The following is a 19,786-nucleotide window of genomic DNA, read 5'->3' as shown; positions in this document are numbered from 1 at the left end:
TGGATCCTGTGGGGCCGGGGCGTGGCATGGCGCGCTCCAAGCCGGAAGTGAGGCCGAATGCGGGACCTGGGATGGAGCCAGAAGGTAGGCCGGACATCGGTTCTAAGTGTTTGATTCCAAGGCAAAAACCGTGGCGGCACGGGGTCTGCCGTTAAACCTTGGATAATACCGTATCCCCTGTGCACAACTGCACGCAAGCTGGCCCCATTTCTGCGATTTACACGGCGTTTCAGCGCCTTCGACCGCTCTTGGGGGCACCGCAGATCCCAACTTCCGGAACCACCTCGACATGTCCCTGACCCTGTCCGACATCGGCCGCATTGCCAACCTGGCGCGGCTGGAGCTCACCGAGCCGCAAAGCGAACGCATGCTGACCCAGCTCAACGGCTTCTTCGACACCGTGGAGCAGATGAACGCGGTCGAGACCACCGGCGTGGAGCCGCTGGCCCACCCCACGGCCGTGATCGACCATGTGTCGCTGCGCCTGCGCCCCGACGTGGCGAGTGAGCCCAACAACCGCGAAGCCAACCAGAAAAGCGCGCCCGCCGTCGAACGTGGCCTGTTCCTCGTGCCCAAGGTGATCGAATGAAGGCCATCCACGACATGGGCGTGCTGGAGCTCGCCACCGCCATTGCAGAGAAGCAGACCAGCAGCGTTGAAGCTTCGCAGCATTTGCTGGCCCGCGCAAAGCAGTTTGCATCCCTGGGTGCTTACCTCGCCTTCAACGAAGACGCCACGCTGGCCCAGGCCCGGGCGGCCGACGCGCGCGTCGCGGCTGGCGAACGAACGCCACTGCTGGGCGTGCCGCTGGCGCACAAGGACATCTTCGTCACAAAAGACTTCCCCACCACCGCTGGCTCCAAGATGCTTGCTGGCTACCAGAGCCCGTTCGACGCCACCGTCGTGCAACGCCTGGGCGCGCAGGGCGCCGTGTCGCTGGGCAAGCTCAACTGCGACGAATTCGCCATGGGCTCGGGCAACGACAACTCGGCCTTCGGGCCGGTGCACAACCCCTGGGATGCCACGCGCGTGCCTGGCGGTTCTTCGGGCGGTTCGGCCACGGCCGTGGCCGCGCGCCTGATCCCGGCCGCCACCGGCACCGACACCGGCGGCTCCATCCGCCAGCCCGCCAGCTTCACCGGCATCACCGGCATCAAGCCCACCTACGGGCGCTGCTCGCGTTACGGCATGGTGGCGTTTGCCTCCAGCCTCGACCAGGCCGGCCCCATGGCGCGCAGCGCGGCCGACTGCGCGGCTCTGCTGACCGCTATGGCCGGCCCCGACATCGACCGCGACTCCACCAGCCTGGACCACCCGGCCGAGGACTACAGCGCGGCCATCACGCGCCCGCGTGAAGGTGCCACGGCCGCCCAACCACTCAAGGGCCTGCGCATCGGTCTGCCCGCCGAGTTTTTTGGTGCAGGATGTGCGCCCGACGTGCTGGCCGCCGTGCGCGCCGCACTGGCCGAATATGAAAAGCTGGGCGCCACGCTGGTCGACATCTCGCTGCCCCGCACCGAACTTTCCATCCCCGTTTACTACATCATTGCGCCCGCCGAAGCGTCGAGCAACCTGAGCCGTTTCGACGGCGTGAAGTTCGGTCACCGCGCCGCGAAATACGACGACCTGCTCGACATGTACAAAAAGTCGCGCAGCGAGGCTTTTGGCCCCGAGGTGCAGCGCCGCATCATGATCGGTACCTACGTGCTGAGCCACGGCTACTACGACGCCTACTACCTCAAGGCCCAGCAGATCCGCCGCCTGATCGCGCAGGACTTTCAATCCGCCTTCGAGCGCTGCGACCTGATTGCCGGCCCCGTGGCGCCCACCGTCGCCTGGAAGATCGGCGAGAAGAGCGACGACCCGATGGCCAACTACCTGGCCGACATCTACACCCTCTCCACCAGCCTGGCCGGTTTGCCCGGCATGAGCGTGCCGGCGGGTTTTGGCGCCGGTGGCATGCCGGTGGGCCTGCAGCTCGTGGGCAACTATTTCAAGGAGGGCGAGTTGCTGCACGCCGCGCACGCTTTCCAGCAGGCCACCGACTGGCATGCGCGTTCGCCCTCGGGATTCTGATCATGAGCAACACAACAAAATCCCTGCTGGTTCAAGGCTACGAGGTCGTCATCGGCTTCGAGACCCACGCCCAGCTCGCCACACAGTCCAAGATTTTCAGCCGCGCACCCACGGCGTTCGGTGCCGAGCCCAACACGCAGGCTTGCGCGGTGGACCTGGCCTTGCCGGGCACGCTGCCGGTGATGAACCAGGGCGCGGTGGAACTCGCCATCCGCCTGGGGCTGGCGCTGGGTTCACACATCGCCGAACAGAGCGTGTTTGCGCGCAAGAACTACTTCTACCCCGACCTGCCCAAGGGCTACCAGATCAGCCAGTTCGAGATTCCGGTGGTGCAGGGTGGCGAGGTGTCGTTCTTCCTCGGCGATGAAAAGAAGACCGTGCGTCTGGTGCGCGCGCACCTCGAAGAAGACGCTGGCAAGTCGCTGCACGAGGACTTCATCGGCCAGAGCGGCATCGACCTCAACCGCGCCGGCACGCCGCTGCTGGAGATCGTGACCGAGCCCGACATGCGTTCCAGCGCCGAGGCTGTGGCCTACGCGAAAGAGCTGCACAAGATCGTCACCTGGATCGGCATCTGCGACGGCAACATGCAGGAAGGCTCGTTCCGCTGCGACGCCAACGTGTCGGTGCGCAAGCCCGGCGAACTCCTGGGCACGCGCCGCGAGATCAAGAACCTGAACTCGTTCAAGTTCATGCAGCAGGCGATCGACTATGAAGTGCGCTGGCAGATCGAGGAGATCGAGGATGGCCGCACGATCCAGCAGGCCACGGTGCTGTTCGACCCCGACACGGGTGAGACGCGCGCCATGCGCACCAAGGAAGACGCGGCCGACTACCGTTACTTCCCCGACCCGGACCTGCCGCCGCTGGTGGTTGCGCGCGACTGGGTGGAGCAGGTGCGCGCCGCCATGCCCGAGCTGCCGCGCCAGATGGCCGAGCGCTTGGTGCGCGACTACGGCCTGCCCGAGTACGACGCCACCACGCTCACGCAGAGCCCGGCCATGGCGGCCTACTTCGAGATGGCCGCGAAAGCCAGTGGGCAGGCGAAGCTGGTGAGCAACTGGATCATGGGCGAGGTCTCGCGCCGGCTCAACGCCGACGAGGGGGACATGGCTGCGGTGCCCGTGACCGCCGCGCAACTGGCCGCGCTCATCGGGCGCATCGCCGACGGAACCATCAGCAACAACGCCGCCAAGCAGGTGTTCGACGCCCTGTGGACCGGTGATGGCAGCGACGTGGACGCCGTCATCGAAGCCAAAGGCCTCAAGCAGATGAACGACACCGGCGCGCTGGAAAAGATCATCGACGAGGTGATGGCCGCCAACGCCGAGAACGTGGCCCAGTTCCGCGCCGGCAAGGAAAAGGCCTTCAACGCGCTGGTGGGTCAGGTCATGAAGGCCAGCAAGGGCAAGGCCAACCCGCAGCAGGTCAACGACGTGCTGCGCCAGAAACTTCAGTGAGGGAGTCGCCGCGGGAGGCGGCGGGGTTCAACGCTTGAGCGTGGCTGCGTTGTTCGCCGCCGTCGAGGGCGACCACAGCTGCCGCAGCTTGCCCAGCTCTTCGTCAAAGCGCTGGTTGATGCGCAGCTTTTCCTGGGCCTGTTCTTCCAGAAAACGCTTCTGCACCACCATCTGCTTCTCGCTGTCTTCGAGCTTGCGGCGCAGCCAGAACGGCGCCTTGCTCGGGTCTGACTGGTAGAACTCCATCTCCGCGTCGACCTCTTTGCGCTGCTGCACCAGCGCCGTTTCACGCTTGTTCACGGCCGCGATCACATCGTCGATCTGCGCCAGGGCTTCGGCGCGCTCCTTGTCGTGCACCGCCTGGTTGGGGTAGCGGATCAGCAGGGCTCGCTCGCGGCGTTTCTCTTCGGCGGCGCGGGCCTTGATCTCGTTTTCGGCGCGTTGTTTGTTTTCCAGCTTGGCGCGCTCGTCGGCGGTGTAGCTGGGTGGCACCACCTGGCGCACGATGCCGGTGTTGCCCAGTTTGTGCTGCTCGCGGTCCAGGCATTCCACGATCGGGCGGTCGGAGGTGATGCGCCGGCCTTTGCTGTCGACACAGGTGTAGATGCCCTGGGTCTGTGCACCGGCTGTTGCCCCCCAGAGCGCGCTGGCCGCCAGCGCGCAAACGCCCAGCCGCTGGGCGCTCGGCAGAAAAGAGGTCAAGGAGCGGGCAGGGTTCATGGTGTGGGTGTCAGTTCACACCGTAGCGCAGGCGGTAGGCCTGCACCCGCTGGCGGTGCGCATCGAGCTCCCCCCCGGTGTGAACGTTCAGATACTGCAGCAAATCCGCCAAGGTGGCAATTGCACAAACTTGCAGACCGAGCTGTTGCTGCACATATTGCACCGCACTGTGATCCACGTCTCGAACCGAGCCGTCCGGGCCGGTCTCGGTGGCCTTCTCCTGGCGATCGAGTGCGATCGCCACCGCGTGTGGCGTGGCGCCGGCAGCGCGGATCAGGGCGATGGACTCGCGCGCGGCGGTGCCGGCGGACATCACGTCGTCCACGATCAGCACCCGGCCCTGCAAGGGCGCACCCACCAGCGTGCCGCCCTCGCCGTGGTCCTTGGCCTCCTTGCGGTTGTAGGCAAAGGGCACGTTCAGGCCCAGGCGCGAGAGCTCGATGGCGAGCGCGGCGCCCAGCGGGATGCCTTTGTAGGCCGGGCCGAAGATCATGTCGAACTCGACGCCGCTGGCGATCAGGGCCTTTGCATAGAATTGCGCGAGCCGCGCGAGCTTGGCGCCATCGTCGAACAGGCCGGCGTTGAAAAAGTAGGGCGATAGTCGCCCCGCCTTGGTCTTGAATTCGCCGAAGCGCAGCACGCCGGCATCCACACAAAATTGCACGAATTCCTGCGCCAGCGCAGCGTCCGGGGCGCCCGCATGGGCCGCGCCTGTATCCAACACCATCGGGGTTTCCTTGTTCAAACTGACCAGCCTCAACCTCAACGGCATCCGCTCCGCCACCACCAAAGGCCTGGAGACTTGGCTCACCGCGCACCAGCCGGATTGTATTTGTGTGCAGGAGGTCAAGGCGCAGGAGCTGGACGTGGCCGGCCGTTTCGAGCACCTCGCCGGTCTGCGCGGCCACTTCCACTTTGCGCAGAAAAAGGGCTACTCGGGCGTGGGCGTGTACACCCGGCACGAGCCCAGCGACGTGGTCACCGGCTTCCGTTGCGAGGAGTTCGACGCCGAAGGTCGTTACACCGAACTGCGCTTCGACACACCGAGCCGCAAGCTCTCGCTGATCAGCGCCTACTTTCCCAGCGGTTCATCCGGCCCCGAACGCCAGGAGGCCAAATACCGCTTTCTGGCGGCCTTCCACCCGCACCTGATGGCGCTCAAGGGCGAGCGCGAATTCATCCTGTGCGGCGACGTGAACATCGCCCACCAGCAGGCCGACCTGAAGAACTGGCGCAGCAACCAGAAGAACAGCGGCTTCCTGCCCGAAGAGCGCGCCTGGATGACCTCGCTGCTCACCGACGGCGGCCTGGTCGACGTGTACCGCCGTCTGCAGCCCGACACCACCGATGCCTGCTACACGTGGTGGAGCAACCGCGGCCAGGCCTATGCAAACAACGTGGGCTGGCGGCTGGATTACCACCTGGCCACGCCGGCGCTGGCGGCGCTGGCGCGCACGGAACACATCTACAAGGACGTGAAGTTCAGCGACCACGCGCCGATCACGATCGGGTACGACCTGAGCCTGTGACCCTCAGACTGCGCAGACCGGTGCCGTGAACGCTTCGCGCCCCGGCTGATCGACCCGGGCCTTGCCCGCCGCCACGGGCACCACGGTGGCCGCGCCCACGCCGTTCTTTGCCGCCACCACCTCCGCCATGATCGAGAGCGCGATCTCGGCCGGGGTCTTGCTGCCGATGTAGAGGCCGGCCGGTCCGTGCAGCGCATTCAGCGTGTCGTGCGACAAGTCGAAGTGTTCGTGCAGCCGCGTCTTGCGCAGTTCGCTGTGGCGCCGCGAGCCGATGGCGCCCACGTAGAAGGCGTCGGACTGCAGTGCGTCGATCAGCGCCAGGTCGTCGAGCTTGGGGTCGTGCGTCACGGCCACCACGGCGGTGCGTGCATCGGGCTTCAGGCGCAGGATCAGGTCGTCCGGCATTTCGTGGCTGAGCACCACGCCGTCGAGCTGCCAGCTGGCGCGGCTCTCTTCGCGCGGGTCGCACACGATGACCTCGAAGCCCAGGCCCAGCGCCATCTGGCACAGAAAACGCGAGAGGTCGCCCGCGCCGATGACGATCAGCCGCGCCTGCGGCCCGAGGTGGGTGGTGAGGTGCTGCTCGTCGAGACGCGGCAGGCCGTCGCGACTGCCTTCGCTCAACGTCACCTCGCCCGTGGTCAGGTTCAGCACGCGCTCGGTGCTGCGTCGCGCCAGGCAGGCTTTCAGCAATTCGTCCAGGCGGCTGCGCGCCGACACGGGCTCCAGCACCAGCTCCACCGTGCCGCCACACGGCAGGCCGAAGCGGTGTGCCTCGTCCGCCGAGATGCCGAAGCGCAGCACAGCCGGCGTGTCGGTGGCGCAGGCCGCCTGCACACCGCCTTCGCGGATGCGGTGGATCAGGTCGTCTTCGATGCAGCCGCCCGAGACCGAGCCCACCGTCTCACCCCGGCCGTTGATGGCCATGAGCGAGCCCGGCGGTCGGGGCGACGAGCCCCAGGTGCGCGCCACCGTCACCAGCACCACCGGCAGGCCGGCGGTGTGCCAGCCCACCGCAGTGCGCAGCACGCGGGTGTCGAGGTCTTCCACGGCGCGGCCTCAGGCCAGCTTGAACGGCAGCTCGCGCATCGGCTTGCCGGTGAGCTGCGCGATGGCGTTGGCAAACGCGGGCGCCAGCGGTGGCAGACCGGGTTCACCGATGCCGGTGGGCGGATCGGCGCTGGGCACGACGTGCACGTTGATTTCGGGCATGTCGGTGATGCGCGCCACGGTGAAGTCGCCGAAGTTGCTCTGCTCGACCACGCCGTCTTTGAGCGTGATGGCCGAGCCGGGCAGGCACATCGACAGGCCCATGACGGCCGCGCCCTGCACCTGCGTTTCCACGCTCTTCGGGTTCACGGCCAGGTTGCAGTGCACGCCGGCGGTGGCGCGGTGCAGCACCGGGCTGCCGTCTTTCACCGAGGCCTCGACCACGTAGGCCACGACCGAGCTGAACGACTCGTGCACCGCCACGCCCCAGGCGCGCCCGGCGGGCAGCTGTTTCTTGCCGTAGCCGCTCTGGTCCACGGCGAGCTGCAGCGCGGCGCGGTGGCGCGGGTGCTTGTCGCCAAACAGGCGCATGCGGTAGGCCACCGGGTCCTGTTTCGTGGCGCGCGCGATGTCGTCGAGCAGCGTCTCCATGACGAAGGCGGTGTGGGTGGAGCCCACGCTGCGCCACCACAGCACCGGCACGTTGACCTTGGGGTGGTGCACGGTGAGGCGCATGGGCAGGCCGTAGGGTTCGCGCATGCCTTCCACCGCGGTGGCGTCGATGCCGTTCTTCACCATGCCGCCTTCAAAGAAGGTGCCCGAGACGATGGACTGGCCGACCAGCACGTGGTCCCAGGCCAGCACGTTGCCACGCTCGTCGAAGCCGATGCGTGCGGTGTGCAGGTGCATGGGACGGTAGTAGCCGCCCTTGATGTCGTCCTCGCGGCTCCAGACCATGCGCACTGGGGCGTTGATGCCGGCCGCGCGCGCGGCCTTGGCGATCTCGCAGGCTTCCACCACATAGTCGCTGCTGGGCAGGCCGCGCCGGCCGAAGCCGCCACCGGCCATCTGCACATTCATCTTGACCTGCTCGGGCTTGAGCCCCAGCACGCGAGCCGCCGCCGCCGAATCCACGCCCGGGAACTGGGTGCCCACCCACAGCTCGGCGCGGCCCTCAGACAGCTGCACCGTGCAGTTCAATGGCTCCATGGGAGCGTGCGCCAGGTAGGGGAAGACGAACTCGGCCTCGATCGTGCGCGGCGCGTTGGCCAGCGGCGCCATGTCGGCGTCGAACGCGCGCGGGCCGGATTGTTTGGCCAGCTCGCGGTACTGCACCCGCTGCCGCGCGCTGTCGACCTTCTCCACCGCCGAGTCGTCCCAGGTCAGCTGGAGCGCGTCGCGCCCTTGTTTGGCGGGCCAGTAGCCGTCGGCGATCACCACCACGCCCTCGGCGCCGCGGTCCAGCGGCACACGCAGCACCGCCTTCACGCCCTTGACGGCGCGCGCCGCGCTGTCGTCCAGGGTCTTCACTTTCGAGCCAAACACCGGCGGGTGCGCCACCAGCGCGGTGAGCTGGCCGGGGCGGCGCACGTCGATGCCGAAGTCCTGCTGCCCGCTGCTCTTGGCGCGCGCGTCCAAGCGCGAGGTGGGCTTGCCGATGATGCGGAAATCTTTCGGGTCCTTGAGCACGACCTTCTCGGGCACGGGCAACGCCATGGCGGCCTGGGCGAGTTCGCCGTAGCCGGCCTTGCGCCCGCCGGGGCCGATCACGGTGCCGGCTTGCGTGCGCAGAGTGGACACGTCCACGTTCCAGCGCGCGGCCGCCGCCGACAGCAGCATGGCGCGGGCGCGTGCGCCGAGTTCGCGGTACTGCGTGTAGCTGTGCTTGATGGCGGTGGAGCCGCCGGTGAGGTGGATGCCGTACAGCGGGTCCAGGTAGGCCGCGTCGGCGTTGCCGTGCTGGCTGCGCACCTTGGACCAGTCGGCGTCCAGCTCCTCGGCCAGGATCATGGGCAGGCCGGTCTGCACGCCCTGGCCGAACTCGAGCCGGTTGATGGTGACCGTGACCCAGCCGTCGGGCGCGATCTGCACGAAGGCCAGCGGTTGTTCCGTGGGCTTGAGGCCGGCGGCCGCCGGGGCGGTTTGTGCGGACGCCAGGTGCGGGAAGGTGCCGAGCGCAAAGCCGCCGGCGCCCACCACTTTCAGGAAGCTGCGGCGTGGCAGGGTGGCGGGTTCGCGGGCCTGCTCGCGGTCGAGCATGTGTTGCAGGGCGCGCGGCAGTTCGGCGGGATCGATGTGGTTCAGCATGGTGGGTTCCTTCAGGCGATGGCTTTGGCGGCGTCGGTCACGGCGGCGCGGATGCGGGCGTAGGTGCCGCAGCGGCACACGTTGCCGGCCATGGCCGAGTCGATCTCGGCAGGGGTGGGTTGTTTGCCCTTGGGCAGGGATTTGAGGAAGGCCGTGGCGCTCATGATCTGACCGCTCTGGCAGTAGCCGCACTGCGCCACGTCGTGCAGCACCCAGGCCTTGTGCACGGCCGCGCCCACGCGGTCGCTGCCGTTGGTGGCCGCTTCGATGGTGGTGATCTTCTTGCCTTCGGCCGCTGCAATCGGTGTGATGCAGGAGCGGATGGCCTGGCCGTCCAGATGCACGGTGCAGGCGCCACACAGTGCCGCACCACAGCCGAACTTGGTGCCCGTCATGCCCAGCGTGTCGCGCAGGGCCCAGAGGATGGGGGTGCCGGGGTCGACGTCGACCGTGTGGTTTTTGCCGTTGACGTTGAGGGTGTTCATGGGATCGGTTCTCCGTGGGGTGGGCGGGGATCTGCAAGGGATCGGTGACGGGAAGTGTCGGGGCCAGGCGTCGAAAGCGTTTGCCGTTTTTGACGCTTGTTTTGCCTTTTCCGATGTTTTTCCGAATTGAGGGGTTGAGCCCGAATTCACCGGCTTTACAGTCGGGCATGTCCATTGAACGCCTCGCCCACGACATCGGCCGGATTGCCCGAATCGATGGCGACCACAGCACCGCCATCCCGCAGCTCTCGCTGCACCGGCGCAGCGGCAAGACCGATCCCATGCCCTGCATCTACGGCCTGGGCCTGGCCGTGGTGGCGCAGGGCGGCAAACAGGTCACCGTGGGCGAACAGGTGCTGGACTACGGCATGGGCCAGTCGTTGTTGATCACCGCCGACCTGCCCGTGGTGGCGCACGTCACGCGGGCCGACGCGGCACGGCCGTTCATGTGCCTGTTCCTCGCGCTGGACGCGCGCGCCCTGATGCAGCAGGCGGCGGAGATGGAGCTGCCGCCCGTGCCGCGCGAAGAAGCGCCGCGCGCCATATCGCTGACCACACTGGACGCGTCTTTGCTCGACGCCGCCATCCGCCTCGTGCGGCTGCTGGACGAGCCCGCGCTGGTGGCGAGCCTGGCGCCGCTGATCCAGCAGGAGATCATGGTGCGGCTGCTGTCCGGTCCGCACGGGCCCTACCTGCGCCAGCTGGTGTCGGCGGGTTCGCCCAGCCACCAGATCGCCCAGGCCATGGCCTGGCTCACGCAGAACTACGTGCACGACGTGCTGATGGACGAACTCGCCGCGCGTGTGCACATGAGCCCGTCCACCTTCCGGTTGCACTTTCGCCACTTCACCGGCATGAGTCCGCTGCAATACCAGAAACATCTGCGGCTGCAGCAGGCGCGCCACCTCATGCTCCACCAGGCGCTGGACGCGGGCAGCACGGCGGCGCGCGTGGGTTACGAGAGCGCATCGCAGTTCAGCCGCGACTACAGCCGCCTGTTCGGCGCGCCGCCGCAGCGCGACATCAAGCGCATGCGGCACCCGCCCACCGAGAGCGCCGGCACCGCCGCGCACTGAAGGCGCCCGTCGGGGGCGGCCTGGCGGTCATCGACCGGTTCCCCGCAAAGGTCTAACAATCTATTGACAGATAGATTGTTATTCAATAGACTGTGCGGCATTGACGAACTGGAGAAACCCCGCGATGAAAAACGCAACCCTCGACCTTGAAGACATGCAGGCCGCTGCGGCCGATGCCTGTCGGCTCATGAAAGTCCTGTCCAACCCGGACCGCCTGCTCATCCTGTGCCAGCTCTCGCAGGGCGAACACCGCGTGGGCGAGCTGGAGGAGCTGCTCGGCATCGTGCAGCCCACGCTGTCGCAACAGCTGACCGTGCTGCGCGAAGAAGCGCTGGTGAGCACGCGCCGCGACGGCAAGAACATCTATTACCTGCTCGACAGCCCGCGCGCGCTGGCCGTGATGCAGGTTCTGTACGCCCAGTTTTGCGGCACACCAAGGAAAAAATCATGACCATCGACTGGACCCACTTCACCCCCTGGGCTTCGTTGTCCGGCGGCATTCTGCTGGGCGTGGCCTCGGCGTTCTTCATCCTGGTCAACGGCCGGGTGCTGGGCATCAGCGGCATCCTGGGCGGCCTGCTCGCGCCGAAGTCGGGCGACGCCGGTTGGCGCATCGCCTTCCTGCTGGGCATGCTGGCCGCGCCGCTAGTTTATGGCCTGCTCGCACCGGCCGGCTTCGTCAAGGCGCCCACCATCGACGCGGGCTTTGCCACCATCGTGGCCGCCGGTTTGCTGGTCGGGCTGGGCACGCGCTACGGCTCTGGCTGCACCAGTGGCCACGGCGTGTGTGGCCTCTCGCGCCTGTCGCCGCGCTCCCTGGTGGCCACGTTGGCCTTCATGGGCGCGGGCTTTGCCATGGTCTTCGTGGTTCGCCACGTTCTTTGAGGAGCATCCACATGCACCGCATCACCGAATTTTTCGTCGGCCTGCTCTTTGGCCTGGGCCTGTTGCTCTCCGGCATGACCGACCCGGCCAAGGTGCTGGGCTTCCTGGACCTGTTCGGCACCTGGGACCCGTCGCTGGCCTTCGTCATGGGCGGCGCCATCGCCGTGGGCTTCTTCGCCTTTGCCCTGGCCCGCAAGCGCACCACCAACTTCCTGGGGGGCGCCTTGCACTTGCCCAAATCCACCCAGATCGACAAGCGCCTGGTGCTCGGCGGCCTGACCTTTGGCGCCGGCTGGGGCCTGGCGGGTTTCTGCCCGGGCCCGGGCATCGTGTCCATGGCCTCGGGTGAGGTGAAGGCCGCGGTGTTCGTGGCGGCCATGGTCGTGGGCATGGCGCTGTACGAGCTGGCCGAGCGCAGCTTGCACCGCCCGCAAGCCACGCATTGACAACACCCCCATGACTGCCCTCTTGCGTCAATGGCTGCCCTTGCTGCCCGTGCTGCAGTGGGGCCGCCAGTACAACCGCGACACGCTGCTCGGCGACGGCGTGGCCGCACTCATCGTCACCGTCATGCTGATTCCGCAGAGCCTGGCCTACGCCATGCTCGCTGGCCTGCCGCCCGAGGTGGGCCTGTACGCCAGCGTGGCGCCGCTGCTGCTCTACGCCGTGTTCGGCACCAGCCGCGTGCTCGCCGTGGGGCCGGTGGCGGTGGTCTCGCTCATGACGGCCGCCGCGATCGGGCAGCACGCTGTGGCCGGTACGCCCGAATACTGGGCGGTGGCGATCACGCTGGCCTTTCTCTCGGGCGCCTTGTTGCTGCTCATGGGTGTGTTGCGGCTGGGTTTTCTCGCCAACTTCTTGAGCCACCCGGTCATCTCGGGATTCATCTCGGCCTCGGGGTTGCTGATTGCCGCGAGCCAGCTCAAGACCCTGATGGGCGTGAAGGCAGAAGGCCACAACCTGCTCGAACTCGGTCAGTCGCTGATGGCTCAGCTGGGCCGCACCCACCTGCTCACACTGGGCATCGGTGTGGCCACCGTGGCGTTTCTGTTCTGGGTGCGCAGCGGCCTCAAGCCCCTGCTCGTGCGGCTTGGGCTTCAAGCCCGCGCGGCCGACGTGATCGCCAAGACCGGGCCGGTGGCGGCCATCGTGGTGACGGCGGGGCTCACCTGGGCCCTGCAGTGGCAGGGCCAGGGCGTGAAGATCGTGGGCACGGTGCCGCAAGGCCTGCCGCCATTGACCTTGCCCCTGTTCGACCTGGGCTTGTGGCAAGCGCTGCTGGTGCCCGCGCTGCTCATCAGCGTGGTGGGGTTTGTGGAGTCGGTCTCGGTCGGGCAGACGCTCGCGGCCAAGCGCCGCCAGCGCATCGAGCCCGACCAGGAACTGGTGGCGTTGGGCGCCAGCAACCTGGGCGCGGCCTTCACCGGCGGTTTCCCGGTCACCGGGGGGTTTGCACGTTCGGTGGTCAATTTCGACGCCGGCGCCCAGACGCCCGCGGCCGGTGTGTTCACCGCGATCGGCATCACGCTGGCCTCGCTGTTCCTCACGCCCGCGCTGTACTACCTGCCGCAGGCCACGCTGGCCGCCACCATCGTGGTCGCCGTGCTCTCGCTGGTGGACTTCGGCATCTTCCGCAAGACCTGGGCCTATTCCAAGGCCGACTTCGTGGCGGTGCTGGCCACCCTGCTGGTCACGCTGCTGCAGGGCGTGGAGCTCGGTCTGGTGGTGGGGGTGGCGGTGTCGCTGGCGCTGTACCTGCACCGCACCAGCCGACCGCACATCGCCGAAGTCGGGCGGGTGCCGGGCACCGAACACTTCCGCAACGTGCTGCGCCACGCGGTGGCGGTGAGCCCGCAGGTGCTGGGTCTGCGCGTGGACGAGAGCCTGTACTTCGCCAACTCGCGCGCGCTCGAAGACCGCATCAACGACGCCGTGGCCTCGCGCCCCGCGCTCCAACATGTGGTGCTGCAGTGCTCGGCCATCAACGACATCGACGCCAGCGCGCTGGAGAGCCTCGAGACCATCAATCACCGCCTCCGCGATGCCGGTGTGCGCCTGCACCTGAGTGAGGTCAAGGGCCCGGTGATGGACCGCCTGAAGGACACCCACTTCCTGCACGACCTCGGCGGCGAGGTGTTCCTGACGCACCACCAGGCGATGCGTCAGCTCGCGCCAGAGATGGCCTGACAGCGGCTAACCTTGGGCGCTGTTGCCACCCGCCCGAGACCCGTTTCCATGCTGCGCTACCTCACCGTTCCCGTCACCGCCTTTGCCCAGAACTGTTCCATCGTCTGGTGCGATGAAACGAAAGACGCCGCCGTCATCGATCCGGGTGGTGACCTCGATCGCCTGTTGACCGAGGTGCAACGCCTGGGCGTGCAGCTCAAGGCGATCTGGCTCACCCACGCGCACATCGACCACGCGGGCGGCACGGCCGACCTGGCCGAGCAGCTCGGCCTGCCCATCATCGGCCCGCACCCGGGCGACCAGTTCTGGATCACCGGGCTGCCGCAACAGGGCGCCATGTTCGGTTTTCCGCCCGCGCGCGCGTTCACGCCCACGCGCTGGCTGGCCGATGGCGACACGGTGCAGATCGGCAACAGCGTGCTGCAGGTGCGCCACTGCCCGGGCCACACCCCCGGGCACGTGGTGTTTCACTCGGCCGAGGCGAAGCGTGCGTTTGTGGGGGACGTGCTGTTTGCCGGCAGCATCGGCCGCACCGATTTCCCGCAGGGCAACCACGCGCAATTGATCGGCAGCATCAAGGAACGCCTGTGGCCCATGGGCGATGACACGGTGTTCATTCCAGGGCACGGGCCCGAGAGCAGTTTCGGCGCCGAGCGTCGGCACAACCCGCACGTGCGGGACGCCTGAGGTTCAGGCCTGACCCAGGCGCTGGAACAAGCCGCCGGGCAGGCGACCCACCGAGCCGTCCAGCTCCAGTTCGAGCAGGCGGGCCTGCAGGTGGGCGGTGTCCAGGCCGGTGCGGGCTTGCAAGGCATCCAGGCTGACGGGCTCGAAGCCCATGGCTTTCAGCAGCTGGTCTGCCTCTTCGCCTTCAAAGACCGCTTCTCCAGGGGTGTCGGGTGTGCGGGGCTCGACGATGCGCAGGTCTTCCAGAATGTCTTGCGCGGACTCGACCAGCTTGGCGCCCTGGCGGATCAGCGCATGGCAGCCGCGCGACTGCGGTGCGTGGATCGAACCTGGAATCGCGAACACTTCGCGTCCCTGTTCGGCCGCCATCCGCGCCGTGATGAGCGAGCCCGACTGCAGCGTGGCTTCGACCACCAGCGTGCCTTGCGACAGGCCGGCGATCAGGCGGTTGCGTTGCGGAAAATTGGCCGGCAGCGGCGGCGTGCCGAGCGGGTATTCGCTGACGATGGCGCCGTGCGCGACGATGCGGTGCGCCAGCGAGAGGTGGCGCCGGGGGTAGACGCGGTCCAGTCCGGTGCCCACCACCGCGATGGTGGGCGCGCCGCCTTCCAGTGCGCCGGTGTGGGCCGCACCATCGACACCCAGCGCCAGACCCGACACGACACACACGCCCGCTTGGCCGAGCGCTCGGGCGAACTGATGTGCGTTGGCTTCGCCTTGAGGTGTGGGGTTGCGGCTGCCCACCATGGCCAGGCGGCGCGGGTGAGAGAGCACCTCCAGATCGCCCATGACGTACAGCAGCACCGGCGGATCGGCCATCTGCAGCAGGTCGGGCGGAAAGCGCGGGTCGGCCAGGGTCAGCACATGCCGTTGGGTGCCCTCGGCCAACCAGCTGAACACCTGCTCAACCCGGACGTCCAGATCGTCGGGAACCTCTTGCAGGGCCAATGCCGTTGCCTGCCCCACCACGGTTTGCAGGGCGGCCAGTGGCTGCGCAAAGATGGCTTCAGGCAGGCCGAAGGCGGCCAGCAACTTGCGGGCGGTTTCCTTGCCCACGCCCGGCGTGAGCAGCAGCCGCACCCAGGCGGCCAGCTCCTGCCGCTGCATCGCCGTTATGGATTGACGAAGCGGTCGCCGACCTTGACGCCGTCGGTGATCTGCAGCACCAGGGCGTAAGACACCTTGTCGAAGGTGCGGAAGACCATCATGAGACCGTTGCGCTCACCCGGCAGGCGCAGCTGGGGCCGCGCGGTGTCGGTGCTGTCGGTCACCAGGTTGCTCTCGCGCTGCAGTGCCAGCACATGACCACGCTCGATGCCGTGTTCGGTGCCGCGGTTGATCGTGACCACCTGGTTCTGACCGGCGAAGTTCACCGCGTTGCCGTACACCGAGACGATCTGGCCGGTGTGGATGCCTTGCGGCGCACGCGGCACGAAGTTGGTGAGCTCGCGCGGCGGCTCGGGCAGCAGCCGGTCGCCGATGCGCATTTCCTCTTTCGCCGCCACGATGTCGATCGATGCGGGCACCAGCTCGGTCACGGTCTGGCCGTTGGGGCCGACCGCGTTGCGGGTGGATTCGCTCGTGACCACGCTCGCCTTGCCCACGTACTGGGCTTCGTATCCCAGGATCTGGTTGGTGGTGGGGTCGCGCAGGGGTGTGGCGTTGCGGAAGACGCGGTATTGCGTGGACTTGCCGTCGATCACCGAGAGCGGTTCACCTTGTGGCCCGTCGATGTATTGGGCGCGGGCATAGGCGCGGTCGCCGCGGCTGAGCAACACGCGGTTTTCCTGCGTGGCCACGATGCGGGGTGCGCGCGAGAAGGTGGCTTCGTCGACGATCAGCGGCTCGGTCAGGAACGATTCGATCGCTTGCAGGTTGACCGGCGGAATCGCCGTGTCGCCCAGGCTTTCGTAGCGGGTGCGCGGCGAGACACGCACGGTCTCGGTGTCGCCGCTGCCCGGTGCACGTGTGGTCAGGCGGCCGCGGCCGTTGGATTTGTCGAGGTACAGCACCTGCCCCGGGTAGATGCGGTGCGGGTTCTTGATGTCGTCCAGGTTCATGCCCCAGAGCTCGGGCCAGCGCCACGGCGTCTTGAGGAAGATGCCGGAGATCGCCCACAAGGTGTCTCCGCTCTTGATGGTGTAGCTGTCGGGCGCATTGGGCGCCAGCTCGGAGAGCGGCACACCCGTCTGCGCCACCTGGTTGGCGGTGGCGCGCTGGCCGGAGGTGATGGGGAAGTTTTGTGCCGAGACGGTGCCCGCAAAGGCGGCAGCGATCAGGGCGACCGCGCAAACCACCGGCCGAAGCGGGCTCGTGGGGCGCGTGAACTGGACATCGGCAAGCAAGCGTTTTTTCAATGGCATGTGGTGGCCCCTGGGGCGGCGATGGCCGGTTGTCAGCGGGCATTTCCTGGAACATTTCTGGAACGTTTCCGGGAAACGACAGCTGCCCCCCGGGTGGCGCTCGTGTCTTGACAAATCGCATTTGATTTTGCGCCCAAGCCTTTGATTAGGCAATGTTTATGGCAGGGGCCTTTCACGCGCCGTGGCAAAAGTGGCGAAAATGGCGACAGCACATTCCGCTCGTCCCCGGCTTGCCGCCAGCCGTCGCCCGGGTACATTGGACAGTTCTTTCCCAGGCCCCCGATCGCCCGCTTTTTCCATGAATCCGCCGTCACTGCTGACCATCCTTTGTTATCCCGATCCCCGTTTGCACACCGTGGCCCGTCCGGTGAAAGCGGTGGACGAGCGCATCCGCGCGCTGAGCCAGCAGATGCTGGACACCATGTACGACGCACACGGCATCGGTCTGGCCGCCACCCAGGTGGATGTGCACGAGCGCCTGATCGTGATCGACGTGAGCGAGACGCGGGACCAGCCCATGGTGCTGGTCAACCCGGTGATCGAATGGGCCAGCCCCGAGACACGCAAGGGCGAAGAGGGCTGCCTCTCGGTGCCCGGCATTTACGACGGTGTGGAGCGTTCACTGGCGGTGCGCGTGCGCGCACAGGACCTGACCGGCGTCGAGCGCACGATCGAGGCCGAGGGCATGCTGGCCGTGTGCATCCAGCACGAGATGGACCACCTGATGGGCAAGGTGTTCGTGGAATACCTCTCGCCGCTCAAGCGCACGCGCATCAAGTCCAAGATGGTCAAGGCCCAGCGGGAGGCCATGAAGGCTTGAGGCCTTTGTTCGGTCTCGACCTTCGCCCATGAAACTCATCTTTGCCGGCACGCCGGAATTCGCCAGCGTGGCGCTGGCCCGTTTGCTGGCCGCCGGTTTCCAGGTGCCGCTGGTGCTCACCCAGCCCGACCGCCCGGCCGGCCGCGGCATGAAGCTGCAGGCCTCGCCGGTGAAGCAGCTCGCGCTGCAGCACCACATCACCGTGGCGCAACCGCGCAGCCTGCGTCTGGACGGCAAGTACCCCGACGAGGCGGCGGCTGCGCGCGACGCCATTGAAGCGGCGCAGGCCGATGTGATGGTGGTGGCCGCTTACGGGCTGATCCTGCCGCAGTGGGTGTTGGACGTGCCCCGTCTCGGCTGTTTGAACATTCATGCTTCATTGCTCCCGCGCTGGCGCGGCGCCGCGCCCATTCACCGCGCCATCGAAGCGGGTGACACCCAGACTGGTGTCACCATCATGCAGATGGACGCGGGGCTGGACACCGGCGACATGTTGCTCACCGAACGCCTGCCGATCCGTGCAGAGGACACCACCGGCAGCCTGCACGACCGCCTGGCCGTGCTCGGAGGCCGCCTCATCGTCGAAGCGCTGGAGATCGCTGCTTGCGGCGGCCTGACCGCGCAGAAGCAGCCCGACGAGGGCGTGACCTACGCGCACAAGATCGACAAGGCCGAGGCGGCGCTGGACTGGACCGCACCCGCCGGGCTGCTGGCACGGCGGGTGCGCGCATTCAACCCGTTTCCGGGTGCGGCCACCGCGCTGGCGGGCGAGGCCATCAAGGTCTGGGCGGCCCACGCCGAAGACGCCGCGGGCGGTACGCCCGGTGAGGTGTTGGCGGTGGGCGTCGACGGCATCCGCGTGGCCACGGGCGAGGGCGTGCTGGTGCTCACCGAACTGCAACGCGCGGGCGGCAAGCGCCTGCCGGTGGCGGATTTCCTGCGCGGCTTCCCCCTGGTGCCTGGGCAGGTGCTGGAGCCCTCGTCCAAGGCGGGTGCCTGATGTTTTACCGTCGCAAGTACCGGGAGCGCCCCGAATACTGGGAAGGCGTGCGCGACCAGGTGTCGGTGGCCATGGGCATCGGGGCCTGGGGCCTCATGACCGGTGTGGCCATGGTGCAGTCGGGCCTGTCGCCGCTGGAGGCTGTGCTCATGACGCTCATCGTCTATGCCGGCAGCGCCCAGTTGGCCGCCGTGCCCATGATCGCCGCCGGCGCGCCACTGTGGGTGATCCTGGCGGCGGCGTTTTGCGTGAACCTGCGTTTTGTCGTGTTCTCCGCGCACCTGCGGCCCTACCTCGTGCACCTGCCGCGCCACGAGCGGTTGATCAAGGGTTACATCACCGGCGATCTGAGCTATGTGTTTTTCGCGCGTCGCTATCCACACCCCGGTGCCAACCCCGAAGAACTGGCGCAGCAGCAGGCCTACCTCATGGGCAACTGCGCGGTGAACTACGTGGCGTGGATGGGTGCGAGCCTGGCCGGCATTGCCTTGACCAACGTGATTCCCGTGGCCTGGGGCCTGGGCTTTGCCGGCATCCTCGCGCTGCTGGGCGTGTTGTGTTCGCTCGCTTCGTCGAAGCTGCGCATGGTCTCGGCCGGTGTGGCGGGTGCGGCGGCGGTGGCGGCCTGGGCGCTGCCGCTCAAGCTCAACATCCTGGTGGCGATTGCCAGTGCCGTGGCCATCTGCCTGGTGCTGGAAAAACTCAGGCCCGATGTGCCGGGCCAGGGAGCACAACGTGTTTGATGTGGATCCCTGGACGTTGCTGACCATCGTGCTGCTGGGCTGCATCACCGTGATCACGCGCGGCTTCTTCTTCATCTCCAGCAAGCCCTGGAGCCTGCCCCACTGGGCGCAGCGCGGCCTGCAATACGCGCCCATCGCGGCACTGGCTGCGGTGGTGGTGCCCGAGATCGTGATGAGCCAGGGCGCGCTCATCACCACCTTGAAAGACGCACGCCTGTACGCCGCTGCCGCCGGCATGGCCTGGTTCTTCTGGAAGCGCGGCGTGCTGGGCACCATCGTGTGCGGCATGGCGGTGTACTTGCCGCTGCGCCTTGGCCTGGGCTGGTGAAACATTTGCCCCCACGCTCCGCCGTTGCGCGGGTCGCTGCCCCCCGAGGGGGCTGATCCGCCTTGGGGCGGCCCGGCGGCGGATCGTATCCGCCGCATACCAGCCGACCAACGACACACCGCCGCAGATC

The 19,786-nt window shown here is 67.5% G+C and carries 21 protein-coding genes; 14 read left to right on the top strand and 7 right to left on the bottom strand.

The annotated features are described in order from the left end of the window. The first annotated feature begins 289 nt into the window (after positions 1-289). From gatC to gatB, 3 genes are read left to right on the top strand one after another with little or no spacing between them, the layout of a single operon-like run. Positions 290-589 carry an Asp-tRNA(Asn)/Glu-tRNA(Gln) amidotransferase subunit GatC gene (gene gatC / locus BSY239_RS19415; RefSeq protein ID WP_069048253.1) on the top strand — a complete coding sequence of 100 codons (300 nt, stop codon included), beginning with the start codon at positions 290-292 and terminating at the stop codon, positions 587-589. Beyond that, complete coding sequence (gatA, locus tag BSY239_RS19410; protein WP_069048252.1) at positions 586-2,076, top strand: Asp-tRNA(Asn)/Glu-tRNA(Gln) amidotransferase subunit GatA; 1,491 nt, start codon at positions 586-588, stop codon at positions 2,074-2,076. The genes gatC and gatA overlap by 4 nt, the downstream gene beginning before the upstream one ends. Before the next feature lie 2 nt (positions 2,077-2,078). Next, positions 2,079-3,536 carry an Asp-tRNA(Asn)/Glu-tRNA(Gln) amidotransferase subunit GatB gene (gatB, locus tag BSY239_RS19405; RefSeq protein WP_069048251.1) on the top strand — a complete coding sequence of 486 codons (1,458 nt, stop codon included), beginning with the start codon at positions 2,079-2,081 and terminating at the stop codon, positions 3,534-3,536. A 27-nt stretch (positions 3,537-3,563) separates the two neighbouring features. Here the strand turns inward: gatB and BSY239_RS19400 are convergent, their stop codons facing one another. Together BSY239_RS19400 and pyrE are read right to left on the bottom strand one after the other, a co-directional pair. Continuing rightward, positions 3,564-4,256 carry a DUF4124 domain-containing protein gene (locus BSY239_RS19400; protein WP_069048250.1) on the bottom strand — a complete coding sequence of 231 codons (693 nt, stop codon included), beginning with the start codon at positions 4,254-4,256 and terminating at the stop codon, positions 3,564-3,566. Between the two features lie 10 nt (positions 4,257-4,266). Continuing rightward, entirely contained in the window at positions 4,267-4,983 is a 717-nt protein-coding gene (pyrE, locus tag BSY239_RS19395; protein WP_069048249.1) for an orotate phosphoribosyltransferase, read from the bottom strand. A gap of 10 nt (positions 4,984-4,993) precedes the next feature. On the opposite strand from pyrE, the gene BSY239_RS19390 reads away from it, so the two are divergent. Next, positions 4,994-5,785: an exodeoxyribonuclease III gene (locus BSY239_RS19390; protein WP_069048248.1), complete on the top strand. Its 792-nt coding sequence runs from the start codon at positions 4,994-4,996 to the stop codon at positions 5,783-5,785. 3 nt (positions 5,786-5,788) lie between these two features. Here the strand turns inward: BSY239_RS19390 and BSY239_RS19385 are convergent, their stop codons facing one another. The 3 genes from BSY239_RS19385 to BSY239_RS19375 are packed head-to-tail and all read right to left on the bottom strand — an operon-like array spanning position 5,789 to position 9,567. Continuing rightward, on the bottom strand, positions 5,789-6,835 hold the full coding sequence (locus tag BSY239_RS19385; protein ID WP_069048247.1) for an XdhC family protein: 1,047 nt from the start codon (positions 6,833-6,835) through the stop codon (positions 5,789-5,791). A gap of 9 nt (positions 6,836-6,844) precedes the next feature. After that, complete coding sequence (locus BSY239_RS19380; protein WP_069048246.1) at positions 6,845-9,082, bottom strand: xanthine dehydrogenase family protein molybdopterin-binding subunit; 2,238 nt, start codon at positions 9,080-9,082, stop codon at positions 6,845-6,847. A gap of 11 nt (positions 9,083-9,093) precedes the next feature. Then, positions 9,094-9,567: a (2Fe-2S)-binding protein gene (locus BSY239_RS19375; protein WP_069048245.1), complete on the bottom strand. Its 474-nt coding sequence runs from the start codon at positions 9,565-9,567 to the stop codon at positions 9,094-9,096. A gap of 167 nt (positions 9,568-9,734) precedes the next feature. On the opposite strand from BSY239_RS19375, the gene BSY239_RS19370 reads away from it, so the two are divergent. The 6 genes from BSY239_RS19370 (at position 9,735) to BSY239_RS19345 (ending at position 14,402) form a co-directional block, all read left to right on the top strand. Next, entirely contained in the window at positions 9,735-10,643 is a 909-nt protein-coding gene (locus tag BSY239_RS19370; protein WP_069048244.1) for an AraC family transcriptional regulator, read from the top strand. Between the two features lie 124 nt (positions 10,644-10,767). Beyond that, positions 10,768-11,094, top strand: coding sequence for an ArsR/SmtB family transcription factor (locus BSY239_RS19365; RefSeq protein WP_069048243.1), 327 nt, complete (start codon positions 10,768-10,770; stop codon positions 11,092-11,094). Continuing rightward, the gene (locus tag BSY239_RS19360) at positions 11,091-11,528 is read left to right on the top strand and encodes a YeeE/YedE family protein (protein WP_069048242.1); all 438 of its coding nucleotides are present in this window, start codon (positions 11,091-11,093) and stop codon (positions 11,526-11,528) included. Before BSY239_RS19365 ends, BSY239_RS19360 begins: the two co-directional genes overlap by 4 nt. Before the next feature lie 11 nt (positions 11,529-11,539). Continuing rightward, the gene (locus BSY239_RS19355) at positions 11,540-11,974 is read left to right on the top strand and encodes a YeeE/YedE family protein (RefSeq protein WP_069048241.1); all 435 of its coding nucleotides are present in this window, start codon (positions 11,540-11,542) and stop codon (positions 11,972-11,974) included. 10 nt (positions 11,975-11,984) lie between these two features. Then, the gene (locus BSY239_RS19350; protein ID WP_069048240.1) at positions 11,985-13,715 is read left to right on the top strand and encodes a SulP family inorganic anion transporter; all 1,731 of its coding nucleotides are present in this window, start codon (positions 11,985-11,987) and stop codon (positions 13,713-13,715) included. A 48-nt stretch (positions 13,716-13,763) separates the two neighbouring features. Next, positions 13,764-14,402, top strand: coding sequence for an MBL fold metallo-hydrolase (locus tag BSY239_RS19345; protein WP_069048239.1), 639 nt, complete (start codon positions 13,764-13,766; stop codon positions 14,400-14,402). Positions 14,403-14,405: 3 nt separating this feature from the next. Here the strand turns inward: BSY239_RS19345 and dprA are convergent, their stop codons facing one another. Further along, complete coding sequence (gene dprA, locus BSY239_RS19340; protein WP_069048238.1) at positions 14,406-15,509, bottom strand: DNA-processing protein DprA; 1,104 nt, start codon at positions 15,507-15,509, stop codon at positions 14,406-14,408. Positions 15,510-15,514: 5 nt separating this feature from the next. Then, positions 15,515-16,765, bottom strand: a complete 1,251-nt coding sequence (locus tag BSY239_RS19335; RefSeq protein ID WP_083240076.1) for a LysM peptidoglycan-binding domain-containing protein — start codon at positions 16,763-16,765, stop codon at positions 15,515-15,517. Between the two features lie 298 nt (positions 16,766-17,063). Here BSY239_RS19335 and def point away from each other — a divergent pair, with 298 nt between their 5' ends. Genes def through BSY239_RS19315 form a run of 4 tightly spaced genes read left to right on the top strand, consistent with a single transcriptional unit; the run spans position 17,064 to position 19,656 of the window. After that, entirely contained in the window at positions 17,064-17,585 is a 522-nt protein-coding gene (gene def, locus BSY239_RS19330) for a peptide deformylase (RefSeq protein WP_069048236.1), read from the top strand. A 28-nt stretch (positions 17,586-17,613) separates the two neighbouring features. Further along, on the top strand, positions 17,614-18,585 hold the full coding sequence (gene fmt / locus BSY239_RS19325; protein WP_069048235.1) for a methionyl-tRNA formyltransferase: 972 nt from the start codon (positions 17,614-17,616) through the stop codon (positions 18,583-18,585). Further along, complete coding sequence (locus BSY239_RS19320; protein ID WP_069048234.1) at positions 18,585-19,328, top strand: AzlC family ABC transporter permease; 744 nt, start codon at positions 18,585-18,587, stop codon at positions 19,326-19,328. Before fmt ends, BSY239_RS19320 begins: the two co-directional genes overlap by 1 nt. Beyond that, entirely contained in the window at positions 19,297-19,656 is a 360-nt protein-coding gene (locus BSY239_RS19315) for an AzlD domain-containing protein (protein WP_069048233.1), read from the top strand. The genes BSY239_RS19320 and BSY239_RS19315 overlap by 32 nt, the downstream gene beginning before the upstream one ends. The last annotated feature ends 130 nt before the right edge of the window (positions 19,657-19,786 follow it).

Source organism: Hydrogenophaga sp. RAC07, assembly GCF_001713375.1.
In the GTDB taxonomy this organism is placed as follows: Bacteria; Pseudomonadota; Gammaproteobacteria; order Burkholderiales; family Burkholderiaceae_C; genus Hydrogenophaga.
Note: the sequence above shows the minus strand (reverse complement) of the source record. Positions and strands in the feature narration are given on the sequence as shown.